Source organism: Shewanella dokdonensis (assembly GCF_018394335.1).
GTDB lineage: Bacteria > Pseudomonadota > Gammaproteobacteria > Enterobacterales > Shewanellaceae > Shewanella > Shewanella dokdonensis.
In genome coordinates this window covers 3,075,347-3,090,823 of the sequence record NZ_CP074572.1, presented here as the reverse complement: position 1 = coordinate 3,090,823, position 15,477 = coordinate 3,075,347, and the positions used below count along the sequence as shown (strand labels likewise).

Annotated in this window: 17 protein-coding genes and 4 pseudogenes; 12 read left to right on the top strand and 9 right to left on the bottom strand. The window is 48.6% G+C overall.

What is annotated here, in order from left to right; all coding sequences use genetic code 11:
* The first annotated feature begins 4 nt into the window (after nt 1–4).
* A complete protein-coding gene (locus tag KHX94_RS14890; protein WP_213681230.1) occupies nt 5–1,093 on the top strand; it encodes a DUF3300 domain-containing protein in 1,089 nt (362 codons plus the stop codon).
* The gene (locus tag KHX94_RS14885) at nt 1,054–1,446 is read left to right on the top strand and encodes a hypothetical protein (RefSeq protein WP_213681229.1); all 393 of its coding nucleotides are present in this window, start codon (nt 1,054–1,056) and stop codon (nt 1,444–1,446) included. Before KHX94_RS14890 ends, KHX94_RS14885 begins: the two co-directional genes overlap by 40 nt.
* A gap of 62 nt (nt 1,447–1,508) precedes the next feature.
* Here KHX94_RS14885 and grxB read toward each other — a convergent pair whose 3' ends face one another.
* Together grxB and KHX94_RS14875 are read right to left on the bottom strand one after the other, a co-directional pair.
* Nucleotides 1,509–2,159: a glutaredoxin 2 gene (grxB, locus tag KHX94_RS14880; protein ID WP_244859185.1), complete on the bottom strand. Its 651-nt coding sequence runs from the start codon at nt 2,157–2,159 to the stop codon at nt 1,509–1,511.
* Nucleotides 2,160–2,240: 81 nt separating this feature from the next.
* The gene (locus KHX94_RS14875) at nt 2,241–3,302 is read right to left on the bottom strand and encodes a DUF2804 family protein (protein ID WP_213681227.1); all 1,062 of its coding nucleotides are present in this window, start codon (nt 3,300–3,302) and stop codon (nt 2,241–2,243) included.
* A gap of 146 nt (nt 3,303–3,448) precedes the next feature.
* Between KHX94_RS14875 and KHX94_RS14870 the strand changes: the two genes are divergently transcribed.
* From KHX94_RS14870 to KHX94_RS14855, 4 genes and pseudogenes are all read left to right on the top strand, one after another.
* Nucleotides 3,449–4,015 (top strand): YajG family lipoprotein, encoded by a 567-nt coding sequence (locus KHX94_RS14870; protein WP_213681226.1) that lies wholly within the window; start codon nt 3,449–3,451, stop codon nt 4,013–4,015.
* Nucleotides 4,016–4,039: 24 nt separating this feature from the next.
* Nucleotides 4,040–4,623: pseudogene (locus tag KHX94_RS14865) on the top strand (peptidylprolyl isomerase).
* Between the two features lie 68 nt (nt 4,624–4,691).
* A complete protein-coding gene (locus KHX94_RS14860; RefSeq protein ID WP_213681225.1) occupies nt 4,692–5,027 on the top strand; it encodes a hypothetical protein in 336 nt (111 codons plus the stop codon).
* 104 nt (nt 5,028–5,131) lie between these two features.
* A pseudogene (locus KHX94_RS14855) lies at nt 5,132–6,531 on the top strand (AmpG family muropeptide MFS transporter).
* Here the strand turns inward: KHX94_RS14855 and KHX94_RS14850 are convergent.
* On the bottom strand, nt 6,528–7,013 hold the full coding sequence (locus KHX94_RS14850) for a YajQ family cyclic di-GMP-binding protein (RefSeq protein WP_213681224.1): 486 nt from the start codon (nt 7,011–7,013) through the stop codon (nt 6,528–6,530). The pseudogene KHX94_RS14855 and the gene KHX94_RS14850 overlap by 4 nt on opposite strands.
* Before the next feature lie 142 nt (nt 7,014–7,155).
* On the opposite strand from KHX94_RS14850, the gene KHX94_RS14845 reads away from it, so the two are divergent.
* Nucleotides 7,156–7,518: a VanZ family protein gene (locus KHX94_RS14845; RefSeq protein WP_213681223.1), complete on the top strand. Its 363-nt coding sequence runs from the start codon at nt 7,156–7,158 to the stop codon at nt 7,516–7,518.
* Complete coding sequence (locus tag KHX94_RS14840) at nt 7,515–8,411, top strand: ketopantoate reductase family protein (protein WP_213681222.1); 897 nt, start codon at nt 7,515–7,517, stop codon at nt 8,409–8,411. The genes KHX94_RS14845 and KHX94_RS14840 overlap by 4 nt, the downstream gene beginning before the upstream one ends.
* A 2-nt stretch (nt 8,412–8,413) precedes the next feature.
* On the opposite strand, the pseudogene KHX94_RS14835 reads toward KHX94_RS14840, so the two are convergent.
* The 5 genes and pseudogenes from KHX94_RS14835 to KHX94_RS14820 all read right to left on the bottom strand — a co-directional run.
* Nucleotides 8,414–9,523, bottom strand: a pseudogene (locus KHX94_RS14835) (DUF819 family protein); the annotation flags it as partial.
* 100 nt (nt 9,524–9,623) lie between these two features.
* Nucleotides 9,624–10,247, bottom strand: coding sequence for a LysR substrate-binding domain-containing protein (locus tag KHX94_RS14830; protein ID WP_244859183.1), 624 nt, complete (start codon nt 10,245–10,247; stop codon nt 9,624–9,626).
* Nucleotides 10,244–10,528 (bottom strand): LysR family transcriptional regulator, encoded by a 285-nt coding sequence (locus tag KHX94_RS20660; RefSeq protein WP_244859182.1) that lies wholly within the window; start codon nt 10,526–10,528, stop codon nt 10,244–10,246. The genes KHX94_RS14830 and KHX94_RS20660 overlap by 4 nt, the downstream gene beginning before the upstream one ends.
* A gap of 100 nt (nt 10,529–10,628) precedes the next feature.
* Entirely contained in the window at nt 10,629–10,961 is a 333-nt protein-coding gene (locus KHX94_RS14825; protein WP_342345843.1) for a hypothetical protein, read from the bottom strand.
* Nucleotides 10,901–11,632 (bottom strand): porin, encoded by a 732-nt coding sequence (locus tag KHX94_RS14820; RefSeq protein ID WP_213681219.1) that lies wholly within the window; start codon nt 11,630–11,632, stop codon nt 10,901–10,903. The genes KHX94_RS14825 and KHX94_RS14820 overlap by 61 nt, the downstream gene beginning before the upstream one ends.
* A gap of 279 nt (nt 11,633–11,911) precedes the next feature.
* On the opposite strand from KHX94_RS14820, the gene KHX94_RS20655 reads away from it, so the two are divergent.
* The 4 genes from KHX94_RS20655 to KHX94_RS14810 all read left to right on the top strand — a co-directional run bounded on the left by KHX94_RS20655 (nt 11,912) and on the right by KHX94_RS14810 (nt 14,557).
* Nucleotides 11,912–12,427, top strand: a complete 516-nt coding sequence (locus KHX94_RS20655; RefSeq protein WP_244859181.1) for a cytochrome c3 family protein — start codon at nt 11,912–11,914, stop codon at nt 12,425–12,427.
* Nucleotides 12,313–13,461: a flavocytochrome c gene (locus tag KHX94_RS14815; protein WP_280529660.1), complete on the top strand. Its 1,149-nt coding sequence runs from the start codon at nt 12,313–12,315 to the stop codon at nt 13,459–13,461. The genes KHX94_RS20655 and KHX94_RS14815 overlap by 115 nt, the downstream gene beginning before the upstream one ends.
* 26 nt (nt 13,462–13,487) lie before the next feature.
* On the top strand, nt 13,488–13,685 hold the full coding sequence (locus KHX94_RS21225) for an FAD-binding protein (RefSeq protein ID WP_280529577.1): 198 nt from the start codon (nt 13,488–13,490) through the stop codon (nt 13,683–13,685).
* Between the two features lie 77 nt (nt 13,686–13,762).
* Nucleotides 13,763–14,557 carry a molybdate ABC transporter substrate-binding protein gene (locus KHX94_RS14810; protein ID WP_213681218.1) on the top strand — a complete coding sequence of 265 codons (795 nt, stop codon included), beginning with the start codon at nt 13,763–13,765 and terminating at the stop codon, nt 14,555–14,557.
* Here the strand turns inward: KHX94_RS14810 and KHX94_RS14805 are convergent.
* Nucleotides 14,558–15,429: pseudogene (locus KHX94_RS14805) on the bottom strand (EamA family transporter).
* Nucleotides 15,430–15,477 lie beyond the last annotated feature (48 nt).

The following is a 15,477-nucleotide window of genomic DNA, read 5'->3' as shown; positions in this document are numbered from 1 at the left end:
AGATATGAACACTCTCAGCCAACATGCAAAACGCATGGCAGCCCAGGGCATGTTACTGTTGTTATTGGTTTTGACCACCATTGGCTTTAGTGGTCGAGCATTTAGCGCCGAAGCGGGTAACGACAGATATTATACCGATGCCCAACTGGCACAAATGCTAGCCCCCATCGCCCTGTATCCAGATTCATTGTTAACACATGTTCTGATCGCCAGCACCTATCCGCTAGAAGTGGTAGAAGCCCAGCGCTGGCGTAAACAACATCAGGAGTGGAGTAGTAATCGGCTAACCAGTGAAGGGGCCAAACAAGGCTGGGATCCAAGCGTAGTGGCCCTGCTGGCGTTTCCCAATATCCTCGACAAAATGAGCCAGGATCTCAACTGGATCTCAGATTTAGGGGAAGCATTCGTGGCCGATGAAGGGCGAGTGATGGATAGCATCCAAGATCTTCGCCAGGCCGCTTATGATGCTGACAGTTTGCAGAATGTCAGTCAGATCCAAGCCAAACGGGAAAATGACCGCATCATCATAGTTCCGGCAGATCCTCAGGTGATCTGGGTGCCTTATTATGATCCACGTGTGGTATATGGCACTTGGCGCTGGAGCGCTTACCCACCCTTTTATTGGGATCCGTTTCCTGGCTACGTAGTTGCACCGCATTCACTGTTCTACTGGCATAACGGTGGCGTCCATATCTCATTTAACTTCTTTTTCAGTACGTTCCGCTGGCACGAACGCACGGTATGGGTCGATTATCGCCACAACCACTATCGTTATGTGCCTTATCGCCATTCAATTAGCAGTGGTGGACAACGCTGGATACATCGGCCGGAGCATCGCCGTGGTGCACATTATCGCCACGAAAGCTTGCAGCAACGCTATGAACCCAGCTATCGCCGTGACAATAACCGTTACCAGCAAGTGCAACACTCGCTGCAAAATCGCCCGCAACCACGCGATAACACTAAGATGAAACATCCGCAGGATTATCGGCAACATGGGCTAACCCGCGACAACAGAACACACAACAATGTACGGCCAACAGATGCTAAAAAATGGAACACTATCAACCACGGCCACAGCAGCAAGCGCTGAACAGTCAACATTTACCACAGCGCCATGAGATTCACCCTAGCAAGGGCTATGATACTCATAACCGCCAACTGCCTGCGGTCAATAGTGCTGATAGACGGCGCACAGAACCCTTGCCGACACGGCATCAGGGGACACCGGCAGTAAAACTGGCACCGCAGGTAAAAACTCAGCCGACAAGGATAGAACCACCCAAAAACCAAAATTTTTCGCATCAGCAACCACAGCGATCAACGCCGAGTTATTCGCATAACCCACCGCGGCAACGGATAGAACGTCAGGCACCAACCCGTTCATTGCAACACTCGGCCCCCGCCTCTCGCAGTAATAATGGTGTGAGACAGCGAGAAAAGTAACACTAAAAAAGCCGCCATTCGCTCAAAAACGAATGGCGGCTTTTTCGTCGTCGGTTACACCCTTATACGGCAATATCGTCATATAAGCGCACACGGGTTAGCGCGGCCACTTCATCAATATAGCGGCGAATATGGGGGCTAAATTCAATTCCCTTCACCATGGTTAGATTACGTAATCCAGGAAATAGCAGTACATCATCATAACTTAACTGGTTTCCAGCTGATGATGGCAGACGAATCGATTCCAACAACGGCCAACATTTATATAAACCTTCAAGATATGTCTTGGTATTGGCAAATGCTTCCTCAAAACTGATACCAATAATGGCCGATTTACTTTGAGTGAACCAATCAATTGCGGCCGCTGACGCAAATTCAGGTAATCCCAAACGCACATCTCGCGGAAAAAGTAAGCGGCTACTAGTGTAGGAAGATTCCGTCAGATAATCTTGAATGACTTGCTGCTGGGTCGCAGGCTGTAGTACGGGCTTAGCATCGACATGATCCAGATAAGCGACGATGTCCAGGCTTTCCGCCATATAGCTAGCATCATCTTTCTGTAAAATCGGCACCAAATTAGCACCGACTTTATCGACTCTTGACTGCACATCATCATTCTGCAAATAGACCCATTGCACATCCAGTTGTTTGAGTCCAATGAGCATCATGGCTCTGACACAAAAAGGACAATGATCGAAAAGAAACAGCTTCATTGGCGACTCCATGACGTCCAATTACGCACAAAAGGGAACCAGCTTAACCGAGTTTTTCGACAAGATCACCGTCTCGAAGGCTCACCAAACAGCAAAAAAGTCTTCTGCAATACCTGGTTGTTGCTTTACGGGTTGCTGTTGGCCCGCGCCATCACGTACCCAGCCATCAAACATACCGCGATAATGCCGCCTTAATATCCGATGGCGAATACCCCGCTGATACCACTGGAAATTACCGGTTGGGGTAAACCACAAATCCAGTTCTTCACGTTCTGACCAGATACGCCAGCGACCTTCATTCCCGTCATGATGATCGACATTGAAATGTACTGGGGTCAATAGATGCCGAGCACCAGCCTGCCACAATACATTCTGGCATGAACCGGTATCATTAATGCCACTCGCCAGATTTAACGCTATCGGTGCCGTGGCATAATCACCATTAACACAGATCCAGCGCCAACGACTTTGACCCGCGGTATAACCGGCCCAAAAACCATAACCACCACGAGCCCGTGCTAATGGCTGGGGTTCATGATTGATTGACAAATGACCTGAAAGTTTCAAGCCGCTATGTTGCTGCGCATAACTCCAGCCATTGTAACCACTGGGACAACATAAGCTCATAGGCAGGCTAAGTGCACCCGGTGTTAAAGTCAGTTCAGCGTCAATATCTAAGCCTTGTAGCGATAACGCCAGTATTAACTGCCATTGTCCCTGTTCGCGTTTAACGACAACGCCCTTTCCTTCACTACGGCCCTGCCAAGGCGAATGTGCCAAATGCGCTTTAAATGCGAACGGATGATGCCAATGCTGCTGGAACAGCTTGCCGGAAACCTGATCAAACAGGTAACAGTAACCGCTGTTGCTATAGCCGACATCCGTTAAACCTATTCCAAGCAGGTAGCGACTGCTGTGTATTGAGATAAATTCCTGTTGCTTGAAATGCAGACGCTGTTGCCAGCGTGGCAATGGTTTGTCCCGCTCATTAGTCAGATGAAACTGCTCCAGCCCAAGCGTTTTTACCACACCATCGAAGTGGCCAAACACAGGCATGCCCCCCATAACTAGCGACGTCGGGGCTTGCCGGGTAAACACGCCACTGGCAGGGTTCTTAACCGGAGTAATATCTTTAGACCACATGGGCAATACTCTTGCTTACTGCCATACACTTAGCGCCACTCTACCCTGCGGTTGCCAACATTAAAAGCAGTTGCCGTTTAGCAGACTTTTGCATCGCCGGAAATCTGTTATGCTGTTCGCCTGCGTCGATACAGATGAGTCTTGATATGAAAAGTATTATTGCTGCGCTGACCATCGGCATAATGTTGTCAGCATGTGCCAGTCAAGGACCGGATAAAATCGCCCTCGGGCCTGAGTCACCTCAAGTACAGGTACAAACCCAGCAGCCAACACCATTAGCGCTCAGTGCAAGCGATCTGCGCACGGTCAATTATGTGGTGCGCTTTGATGACGAAAAGTCACCCCGAGTCATTGGCACCATGCAGAATATGCGCGACCTGACTGAACAACTTTTTCGTAAAGGGTTCAGCAATGCTGGCTACCAGATAGATCCCGCCAGTGGCACCACGTTGGAGATGCGTTTAGAACAACTACAAACCGATGTGGACGAATCCATGTTGGGATTCGAAGCCGTCACCAACCTTGCCTTCAGCGTCCAGGCCAGTAATAGCCAACAGACGTTCAGCAAGCGTTATTCGGCAATCAGCCGGCTCAAGGGGCCACTCAATGCCGACTTTGCTACCCTGGAGTTAGACATCAACAAACTGATGACTAAACTATCGGCACAAATTATCAGTGATCCGGAACTGAACCAATTTCTGCAACAACATTAATCACTGCCCGACAAGGAATATGTAATGATCCGTTGGCTTATTGCTCTGCTATTGCTCGCCAGTTCCACCTCGGTACTGGCGCTGAATATTCAAAAAGACAACCTGTACCCCAAAGTAGAACTGGATACCAGTATGGGCAAAATCGTTGTAGAACTGGATCGCAGCCGGGCACCAATTACAGTGGACAACTTTCTGACTTACGTGGTCAGAGGGGATTATGACAATACAATTTTCCACCGTATTATCAAAGACTTTGTTGTCCAAGGTGGCGGTTATGACCCGCAACTCAAGCCACTGCCAGAAGACAAACCGATTTTTAATGAATCCGGTAATGGCCTGTCAAACGCGCTCGGCACCATAGGCATGGCGCGTGAGACAGACCCATATACAGCGACACGCCAGTTCTACTTTAACGTAGCGGACAATACCAAACTGGATCCCTCCCTAAACGTTGGGGCTATGCCGTTTTTGGTGAAGTCACTGAAGGGCTGGAGGTGTTGCAGAAGATGGCCCAAGTGCCAACCGGCGCCAATGCCGCCCTGCAATGGGAAGATGTGCCATTAAGCCCGATTATTCTCAAAAAAGCGACGCTGCTCCCAGCACCATAATCTGCGACGACCATGAGCAATAGCGGTGACTATACTCATAATAAAGATGATTATCAGGATAAGGATTGATGACAACGGATGACTTCATCCAGCTAAAGGCGCCCCAGCTTGCCGCCTACGGCGAAGGATTTTATCAGCAACAAATTTCCCTAACCGAGTTACGTTTGTATCTATGGGACACCTTAGAGGAATGGTTTGTACTCGGCAAAAATGGTGAAGCCCAATCAGATATTGAGCGGGTCTTTTGGTTTTTGCTGTACAGTTTTGAAAAATGGCCAGAGTGGGCGCTGCTGGGTAATCAATATTTAAGCCAACAGTTACGCCAATGCTGCGCCTTTCTTGCGGGCAATGGCGATTTGCCCGACGGCTGCGCCGGTGTGCGCCCCACGGCCAAAGTCAGCTAGCTTGTAGCGATTTCAAGTCCAAAAACCAATAATTGTGCGGCACCGGCTTGCAGTCACTGATGCAGGCTTTTAAGCTAGGGCCTTCATCTCCCAGCCGTATCATCATGCCCATTAGCCGCTTATCAACGCTCAAAAAGACGTTTGCCATCTATCTGCACCGCCGGGTGTTGGTTTTGCTGTTGCTAGGATTTTCCTCCGGGCTGCCGCTAATGCTGGTGTTTTCTACCCTATCTTTTTGGCTCAGAGAAGCGGGCGTCGATCGCGCCGAAATCGGCTATTTCAGCTGGATAGCGCTGATGTATGCCTTTAAATGGGCCTGGGCCCCCTGGTGGATCGGTTGCAATTACCGCTGCTTAGCCGTTGGTTTGGCCGCCGTCGCGGTTGGATGATGTTATCGCAACTGTTGCTGATTTTAGCCATTCTGGGGATGGCCAGCAGCGACCCGCGCAGCGACCTAACACACTTGGCAATATGTGCATTGGCGGTGGCCTTTGCCTCGGCAACACAGGATATTGTCATCGATGCATTTCGCATTGAATCGGCACCAGAAGGCATGCAGGCCGCCTTAGCTGCCGCTTATCAAGTGGGTTATCGCAGTGCCATGATCATCGCCACTGCTGGCGCGCTCACCATTGCGGCATGGGTGTCACCCACACCTGAGAGTTATGATCTCCAGAGCTGGCAAACGTCCTATTTAGTTATGGCGGGACTGATAGCGATTGGCTTAGTGACCAGTTTTTTTGCCAGTGAACCGCAAGTCGATGTGCGTCAAGCCTGTGGCGATGAAATCCGCATGAAACAGCATTTGCGCCAACAACATTCACGGCCAGTTGCCGGGCTGCTGGCCTGGTTATATGCCGCAGTAGCACTACCGTTTATTGACTTTTTCAACCGCTATGGCCGCCATGCCATTATTATTTTGCTGTTGATCGCCTGCTACCGTATCTCCGATATTGTAATGGGGATTATGGCCAATGTCTTTTATGTCGATATGGGGTTTTCCAAAGAAGAAATCGCCACGTTGAGCAAGGTGTATGGGCTGATCATGACATTGGTGGGTTCAGGGGTGGGCGGCTTATTGGTGGCGCGTTACGGCACCATGAAAATCCTCTATATCGGCGCATTTCTGGTGGCGATCACCAACCTGCTATTCGCCCTGCAAGCTTATGTCGGTTATAACGTGCCGTTGCTGACAGTGGCGATCTCTGCCGATAATTTCAGTGGTGGGCTAGCCACCGCCGCCTTTATTGCCTATCTGTCGAGCCTGACCGGCACCGGCTACAGTGCCACACAATATGCCTTACTATCGTCAATTATGCTGTTATTTCCGAAATTTGTGGCGGGCTTTTCCGGAGAGTGGGTCAATGCTTTCGGCTATGTAAATTTCTTTATCAGTGCCAGCATTATCGGCTTACCTGTGCTGTTACTGGTGAAACTGGCAGATCGCCAGCCTCCAGCCACAGCAAAGGCTGAGGCCACACCAGAGCAACAACCCGATGATTAATCGCGAAAATTGTTAAACTGAAACGGCTGACCAAGCTCAGCATTACGCGCCAGCGCCATCACCGCCTGTAAGTCATCGCGTTTTTTCCCGGTAACTCGCACCGAATCGCCTTGGATCTGCGCTTGTACTTTCAGCTTGCTGTCTTTAATCAACTTCACCAGTTTTTTAGCGGTTTCTGTCTCAATGCCCTGCTTGAAGCGTACTTTCATGGCAAAGCTTTTACCGGTGTGGACGATTTTTTCATCTACTTCCATCGCTTTAGGATCCACATTGCGTTTACTCAACTGTGTGCGCAAAATGTCGACCATCTGCTTGCACTGAAAATCTGATTCTGATGACAGAGTCACCACAAAATCTTTTAATTCAACGTCATATTCCACGCCACGGAAATCAAAGCGGGTATCCAGTTCTCGCCGACTGTTATCGGTGGCATTGCGCAGTTCCACGGCGTTAACTTCTGACACAATATCAAATGAAGGCATAATCTCGTCTTATTCCTGTCCCAATTTGGCCCTTAGTTTACTGCATGTTGAAGATCAGCTGAACTGATGTGCGTTTACGGATGACAGCTTGCGTGGCTTTTGCATATTATGAATAGCAGATTTCTCTGACATCGATGTGAACGTGATTAAACGACAGTTAGTTTTCCGCATAGCTTTACTGGCCGCAGTGTTGCTGATCAGCTATCTGGTATTCTCCAAACCCAGTTATCCGCAAAATATTCCTAACCTTGACAAGGTCGGCCATATTGGCAGTTTTTTCATACTGTCATGGTTGGCGTATCTGGCTTATCGGCCGCGCTGGTACTGGATTGTATTAGAGTTGGCGTTTTACGGCATAATGATTGAATTCATCCAGTCGTTTCTGCCCTATCGCAGCGCCGATGTGAAAGACTTTATGGCCGACATGGTAGGCGTAGCACTGTTTTATTTACTGCTGGGTATTTGGCATCTGGTGCGCCGCAAACCGAGTGGACACCGCGCATGAGCATTGCCATTCTCGGCGCAGGTGCTATTGGGCAATTGCTGGCACAGCAACTGGCAAATGGCGGCTGCCAGCCTGAATTCATCGTACGTCCAGACAAGAGCCTGCCACCACAGCAGCTCTTCACGCTGGAAACCACCACAGGTAGCTACAGCCGCCCCTTCTCATGTTTATCTACCGAAGCAGCGGCCGCTGAGTTCAGTCATCTCAGCTTAGTTATCGTCACCTTAAAAGCGTATCAGGTGGTGGCCGCCTTATCGGCATTGCTCCCGAAACTATCGTCTCACTGCCAGTTGCTATTGTTGCACAATGGTCTTGGCCCTCACCGCCAGATAATTCCACTGTTGGCTGGACGAGGATTATCCTTAGGCAGCACCAGCCAAGGCGCGCTGCGCTTAGGTGAACGTCAGATACGCCACACCGGCAGCGGTATTACCCAATTTGGTCATATAGCCGGGCCAACCATGCCTGATGAGTTGAAGTTATTGTTATTGCGGGCAATTCCTCACAGTGAATGGTGCGATGATATTATGCTGGCGCTATGGGGCAAACTTGCCGTAAACGCAGCAATTAACCCGCTGACAGCTATCGATAATATACCCAATGGCGCGCTGGCTGACGCACATTACCAACAACATATCCAGGCAGTGATTGCCGAACTGGTCGAAGTTGCCCAATGTGAAGGCTTAACCTTAGAGAACGAGGCTCTGCTACAGCGGGTAAACCAGGTGATTAAGCTTACCGCTAACAATTACTCGTCAATGCAACAGGATGTGCTATACCATCGTCCCACTGAAATCGATGCAATTAACGGCTATCTGCTGCAATTAGCGCAGCAGCATGATATTGAACTGCCCGTCAATCAAGCGCTAGTCACGCAGGTGAAACGCTTATAGATTCACCCAATCCTTTGTAGCCACTGGCCGCATGCCCAGGCGACAAAATTCGCCCAAGCATAGCCAAAAACCGCAATCAACACGGCCAATGGTACTAAAGCTTTGTTGTAGGCACTGGCAACTACGGGCGCAGAAGCCGCCCCACCAAGGTTACACTGGCTGGCTATTGCCATATAACTAAATGGCAACCGGAAATACCAAGTAGCCAATAACATTAACGCAATATGGATCAGTAGCCAGACCGCGCCTATCACAAAAAACCAAGGCAATAGCAGCAACATGGCAATATTCATTTTCAATCCCATGATGGCCAACATCAGATACAAGCAGACCGAGCCTAATTTATCTGCCCCATAAACGGCCAGTTTTCTGGCAGGGCTCAGCGATAACAGTACACTGCCGGTCGTAAGAATGACCACTCGCCACAAGAAAGGCGAATGCAGTTGATACTGACCAGCCGCCGGCCAGGCTACGACACACCACTGCGCTAGCGCCCCGGAAATCGCATGGGCCAAACCACCGAGACACAGAGGCAAGCACAGCAACAACATCAGATGGCGTAAATCGGCGATACGCTCGGGTTCATTAACGGTTGTGGTCACTGGTGTGACAGAAGCGCTTCGCAGCCAGCGATTGAGCTGTGCTTCATGGGGAGACAACAGCAGCAGTAACGACATCCAGATCCCCGACAGCAGCACATTGACCGTCACGAACACGCCAAAAATATCATCGCCGACATGAAATAACTGCTTGATAGCCATCTGATTAGCGGTGCCACCCACCCAGTTTCCCGCAAGTGTTGCCATACCGCGCCATAAACTGTTATCGCCTTGTTCCAGTAACATTTCTGGCCGAAAATAGGTCACCGACAGCAATGCCAATGGCCCACCGATGAAAACCCCAAAGCTGCCAACAAGGAATAACAGCAGTAGTTTACCGCCACTGCTAAATACCGCGCGGAGATCTAATCCCAATAGCAATAAGCAAAGACAGGCGGGCATCAGATAATCCCGCGCCAGGAAGGTCAAATGTGAATTGGAGATCTGGATAAGGTGGAAGGTATTCAGTAATGAAGGCAAAAAGTAACAAGCCACCATCACCGGCATGAGCTTGTATAACCCAACAAAAAGCGGTTCTTAAGCCCTGCGGTATAAAAGATGATGCCAAGGAAGAGACATATAATGCCAAACAACTGAAAGTCGGTGGTGATCTTTAGCATAGGTGCTGCAGCGTGCCGCAGTTGTCGCTGGCAAACTCCCTGAAATTACAACATGCAGGAGATAAGGTTTCATCCGCTCGACAGATCATCCAGTAATTACGTTCAAAATCCCAACCGGGTACGGATAACTCCACTAGGTCAGCACGCGCTAACTCCGCATCAATCGCCATATATGGTAATACGCTCACGCCATAGCCGGTGGCGGTAGCACGCTTAATGGCACCAAGCGTGGTCATCGTAATATTCTGGGATGGCACAATTCCACAACCGTGCAACAACTGAATAGCGCGCACTCGCGAGACGGTGGCAGACTCATCGAGATACCACACCTGCTGTGATAGAAGCGCTGTGGAAATAGGCTGTTGCGCCAACAGGTTATCGGCACCACACACGATACAGATGCGATCGCGCAACCACAGTTCACTGCAGACAGAGGCTAAACTGGGTTTGGCATCAACAAATGCCAAATCCACTTCCCGCTCCACCAGCATCCGTTCAATGCTATTAGAATCTTTGATGACCAGCCGCAGTTGTGTGGCAGGGAAGCGCATATGAAACAACGGCAACATCCGTGATAACACATAGTTGCCAGCCGTCTTACACGCGCCTATCGTCACACTGCCAACCACACCAGAAGCCGCGGCAGAAAAACCTGTTCCAGTTGCTCACCAGTTGTCAGCATCTCATTCGCATAAGGTAACAATAACTCGCCTTGCTGATTCAACAACAAGCCACTGCCGGTCCGTTCAAATAAGCGACTTTCCAAAATACTTTCCAGTTCTTTGAGTGCCATACTGACCGCAGGTACCGACATATGCAGCTGCTTTGCAGCCTTAGAGATCTGTCCCTCCTGATAGATAGTTTTAAAAACCAGCAACTGTTTTAAGGTGACTTTCATTAGCCAATTCCACATCGGTTTATTGGCAAATACTAACAACTAGGCAACCAACAAACCTTGATCAGTGCGACGAATACCCTTATACCCAAACTGCTGTTTTCTAAAAAATCTGTTTCAGGTAAACAGTAAACTGGCTGTCGTCATAATCCTGATAACCATTTTTATCAGTCACATCGCCATTGAGATAGCTGGCAATAATCCCTATGGTAGTCGCTTTGGATGGTGCATAATCCAACCCCAAGGACACCAAATAACTGCTGGCATCAGTTACGCTCTTCTTATCTGCCACATTGCTGGTGATCTTGCCTAGCCCTGATTGATCATACAGGTACTGCAATTTCAGTTGATACTGTTCAAATGGCCATGCCGCGCTCAACAAATAACTGTTACCACTGAGGTTTTCATACTTATCTGATTCAGCATGTTGGAACAATGCCCCCAATGTATGCCGGCTAATTTCACGCCACCCACAACACGATAAGCATCCATTTGGTTTAAACCATCAGCATATGCCAATGCCATATAATAGTTATTTTTCTTAAAGCGACTATCACCCAGCGTTGCACTCAACGCATAATTGCCAGAACTATTATCTACGTTGTCAGCAAATTGATAGCTGGAACCGAACTGAATACCTGACAATTTAGGAGAATAATAGGTAACAGAATCACCTAGACGATCATTACCTGCAATTAATTTAGCCATATCCGCAGAGGTAACATTAAATAGATCGACTCGCCCTTCTGTTTTCTTAAATACGGTATCATTGCGACCAAAGACTATTGAACCATAGGTTCCAGCCACACCAATATAAGTATTTCTTGGTTTAAATAGTTCTGATGTTTCATAATAACCTTCAGTACCCGCTTCAGCTACATAAATAATTTTTAAATTATCATTTAATTTCTCTTCTCCTCTTAGCCCGATGAAAGAAGCAAAATTTTCAAGCTGCGTGCCATTCTCTTTACGGTTAGAAAGTAACCCGTTATCTGAGTATGTTAGCCCCAGCCATGCTCGACCATAAAACTGTGCCTCACTGGCAAAAGCATGAGTAACTGGGGAAATCGCAGAGATAAGGCTAAGCGCTAGAATTGTTTTTTTCATTGAAAATCATTCCTGTAATGACTATAAAAATCGCGGCAAAGAATAGAGAAAATAGTCAAAAAAAGAATTACAACTTGATCACAATTAATTAGTCGAACCACCATGTTAACAATTTCAAAAACATTATTAAAAAATATTTAAAACCCGAATTAAGTTTTATTTAAACCTTGTTAAATATTAAATAAACCAAAAATAAAATAGATCTATTTCAACTTTTCAACAGGAAATATTCTGCACGCTATATAGCAAATTTTATCTGTACAATAAAAAAGGAACATCATGAAATTTGCAGTGTTAAGTGGGCTAATTCTGGCATGTCTGGCAAACGTGAGTATTGCCGAAGCTAAAGTAAACGATTTAGCTTCATTTCATAATGATAAAGGCAATGGCTGTAAAACTTGCCATAAAGTCGCGGGGAAAGTCGCTGACGATAGTGAGAGCTATATTAATCAACAGTGTAAAAGCTGTCATGGGGGGTATGACAAGCTCAAAAATCCACAATTAGCCATCGACCCACACAATTCACATCTGGGTGATATCAATTGCACCAGTTGCCATAAAGGCCATGAAAAACCAGTGTTCTATTGCAATGAGTGTCACTCATTTGATATCGGTGCAAAAATTCCTTTTGCCGATGCCAAAGCCAAGGAACCTTGGGACGCGAAATGGGATCAGGAAAAATCCAGCAAGCTATCGCCGCCGGTCCCAAAGAGCAGACGGATGTCATCGTTATCGGTGCCGGTAGCGCCGGCTATAACGCCGCCATTACCGCCAAACAAGCGGGCGCCAAAGTGATTCTGTTAGAAAAAGCGCCATTTTCCGGCGGCAATTCAATGCTAGCGGCGGGCGGAATGAATGCGGCGGGCACCGCTCAGCAAAAAGCACATCATATCAATGACTCGGTTCAATCATTTATCAATGACGCCATGAAAGGCGGCCGCTACGCCAATGACCCCAAGCTGGTAGAAATTCTGGCAAAACAGTCAGCTGATGGCATTAAATGGCTGGAATCCATGGGAGTAAACATGGATGACCTTAAGCGCTCAGGCGGAGCCAGTGTTGATAGAACTCACAGACCTCATGGCGGGCTAAGTGTTGGCCCCACCATTATTCAGCATTTACGCAAAGCCGCTGATAAATTTGGCGTTGAAACACGCCTCAATTCCCGTGCAGAAAAACTAGTTGTTGATGATAACCAGCAGATAGTCGGTGTTGTAGTGCACGGCAAACATTCCGGTTACTACCTGCTCGCAGCCAAATCAGTAGTGCTGTCAACTGGTGGCTACGGCTACAACAAACAGATGATTGCCTACTACCGTCCTACCTTCCAAGGCATGACCAGCTCCAACAATATTACCGCCACTGGCGATGGCATCACGCTGGCAAAAGCAATAGGCGCTAGCATGACAGATATTGACTGGATCCAAGCTCATCCAACCATCGGGGTCGACAGCCGCATCCTTATCTCTGAAACCGTCAGGGGTGTGGGTGCCATCATGGTGAACCAACAAGGCAGCCGTTTTATTAATGAGCTGACCACCCGTGACCGTGCATCCGATGCCATCCTTAAACAACCGGGACGATTTGCTTGGTTGGTGTTTGATAACCAACTGTATAAGAAAGCAAAAATGGTAAGAGGCTACGATCATCTGAAGATGCTGAAAAAAGCGGATTCAGTAGCGGAACTCGCCAAACTTACCGGTATGGTTCCCAACACATTGGAACAAACCGTAAGCAACTACAACAGCTATCAAAAGAGTGGCGATGACCAGGCATTCCACCGCGATAACATGCCGCTGAACCTAACACAGCCCCTTATTACGCGGTGAAGGTTGCCCCAGGGATCCATCACACAATGGGTGGCGTTGCCATTGATACCAAAGCCGAAGTGCTCAACTTACAGAGCTGGCCAATCAAGGGGCTTTATGCCGCCGGAGAAGTCACTGGCGGGGTACATGGCTATAACCGTCTTGGCGGTAACGCGATTGCCGACACTGTAGTGTTCGGTCGTATCGCGGGTGAAAACGCTGCCGCAAACGCGTTGAAAAAATAACGTCCCTAAGGCACTTAAGTGCCTACTCTCGCAGTCCGCTTTGGCGGACTGCACCTTGAACAACTAAGGATGACACTATGAAAGGTATTTTTTATCGTTTAGGGCCAGTATTGTTGGCTGCGATATTAAGCTTAGGTAGCTATGCTGCTGAAGCCGCAGTAAAACTTAAGGTCATCACCTCTGGTGGCTTTGCTGCCACACTCACGGCGATGGAACCACAACTGGAAAAAGATACAGGGCTAGATATCGATATTTCCTATGGTTCCTCTTCTGGTGGCGCCGTAGACTCAATTCCTGAGCGCCTCAAGCGTGGTGAACAATTTGATGTGTTAATCCTGTCCCGGAGTTCGCTGGATAAGCTGACCAATAAAGGCTTTGTCACCCCAGATAGCCGCACTGATCTGGTGCGTTCACGCATCGGCATGTGTGTTAAAAAAGGGGCTGCCAAACCCGATATCAGCACCCCAGAGTCATTTATCAAAGTGCTGCATGAGGCGAAGAGTATTGGCTATTCCGCGAGTGCCAGCGGTACTTATCTGTCCAACAAGCTCTGGCCTAAAATGGGTCTGTGGCAAATGATTGAACCTAAAAGTACCCGGGTATTAAGTAAACGCGTAGCCAGCTTAGTCGCTGATGGACAACTGGAAATTGGCTTTCAGCAGATCAGCGAAATCCTGCCCATTCAAGGTGCCGAGCTGGTTGGGCCGATTCCAGATAAATTTCAAAAAGTGACTACCTTCTCACTGGGTGTAACCAAGAGTAGCCTGCACCCGCAAGAAGCAGCGGCGTTGATCCACTATCTGGCATCTGATACACCTTACGTCATCAATAGTATTCGCCATGCGGGCCTAGACCCTGTCGTGGCTGAATAACTAATTCCACAGCACCAAAATGGCGGCCAATGCAATCAACAGCAGGCCGCCAATCTCCTTAACTCTGACTTTTTCCTTAAGCCAGAAGTAAGAGATAAACAACATGAAAAACACTTCCACCTGACCGAGCGTCTTAACATAAGGCACGGCGGTTAATGACATGGCGCTGAACCAGCCCAGAGACCCCATAAAACTGCTGACACTCGTCGCAAGGGTCAGCTTGGGTCGCTGCCAGAGCGCGTGTAAGGTATGGCGATCCGTCAACCACAACCACAGTAGCAATAGCAGCGTTTGCGTCAGGATCACCAGCAGTAACACCCAAGCCGCCCGATGAGGGAAAGGCAAGCCCAGCACCAGGCTGGCTTCGCGCACCCACAAGGAGGTCAACGCCAGGCCACTGCCACACGCCAGCCCCAGCAACACAGTGGACCAAGATATGCTGCGCCAACTGTCACCGACACTCAGCAGAAATACCGCCAGTGCCCCGATAAAGACACCAACCCACCCCAGAAAACTCAGGTGAGTACCGAAAATTAACGTTCCGAGGATAGCGGCAACCAACGCTTCGCTTTTTGCCAGTCCAGCACCGACCGCAAAGTTGTTAAGTTTGAACAGCTTTACCATCAGCGCGGTGGCAAGAATTTGCATCAAGGCCGCGCCCAAGATATATAGCCCCCGCTCCCCCAGAGTTTTGGCCAAGGCGCGGGGTGCCACAGATACAACATGCCCAGATAAAGTGCCGCTAGCGGACTGGCATATAGAAATCTTGCCAGCGTTACCCCGACAACTTTAACCTCACGACTTAGCCGACTTTGAAAAGCGTTGCGCCAAGCCTGCATAAACGCCGCCATCAGGGTAAACAGAATCCACATGATTTGATCCAGACAAGAATTTGAAAACTGACACAAAAATGCCCAGCA

What these genes read in the sequence shown, in the direction of transcription:
- KHX94_RS14850 (WP_213681224.1), bottom strand. Translation starts at nt 7,013, where the DNA reads ATGCCTTCATTTGATATTGTGTCAGAAGTTAACGCCGTGGAACTGCGC.
- KHX94_RS14870 (WP_213681226.1), top strand. Translation starts at nt 3,449, where the DNA reads ATGAAAAGTATTATTGCTGCGCTGACCATCGGCATAATGTTGTCAGCA.
- grxB (WP_244859185.1), bottom strand. Translation starts at nt 2,159, where the DNA reads ATGAAGCTGTTTCTTTTCGATCATTGTCCTTTTTGTGTCAGAGCCATG.
- KHX94_RS14840 (WP_213681222.1), top strand. Translation starts at nt 7,515, where the DNA reads ATGAGCATTGCCATTCTCGGCGCAGGTGCTATTGGGCAATTGCTGGCA.
- KHX94_RS14875 (WP_213681227.1), bottom strand. Translation starts at nt 3,302, where the DNA reads ATGTGGTCTAAAGATATTACTCCGGTTAAGAACCCTGCCAGTGGCGTG.
- KHX94_RS14810 (WP_213681218.1), top strand. Translation starts at nt 13,763, where the DNA reads ATGAAAGGTATTTTTTATCGTTTAGGGCCAGTATTGTTGGCTGCGATA.
- KHX94_RS14890 (WP_213681230.1), top strand. Translation starts at nt 5, where the DNA reads ATGAACACTCTCAGCCAACATGCAAAACGCATGGCAGCCCAGGGCATG.
- KHX94_RS14820 (WP_213681219.1), bottom strand. Translation starts at nt 11,632, where the DNA reads ATGAAAAAAACAATTCTAGCGCTTAGCCTTATCTCTGCGATTTCCCCA.
- KHX94_RS20655 (WP_244859181.1), top strand. Translation starts at nt 11,912, where the DNA reads ATGAAATTTGCAGTGTTAAGTGGGCTAATTCTGGCATGTCTGGCAAAC.
- KHX94_RS14860 (WP_213681225.1), top strand. Translation starts at nt 4,692, where the DNA reads ATGACAACGGATGACTTCATCCAGCTAAAGGCGCCCCAGCTTGCCGCC.
- KHX94_RS14885 (WP_213681229.1), top strand. Translation starts at nt 1,054, where the DNA reads ATGGAACACTATCAACCACGGCCACAGCAGCAAGCGCTGAACAGTCAA.
- KHX94_RS20660 (WP_244859182.1), bottom strand. Translation starts at nt 10,528, where the DNA reads ATGAAAGTCACCTTAAAACAGTTGCTGGTTTTTAAAACTATCTATCAG.
- KHX94_RS21225 (WP_280529577.1), top strand. Translation starts at nt 13,488, where the DNA reads ATGGGTGGCGTTGCCATTGATACCAAAGCCGAAGTGCTCAACTTACAG.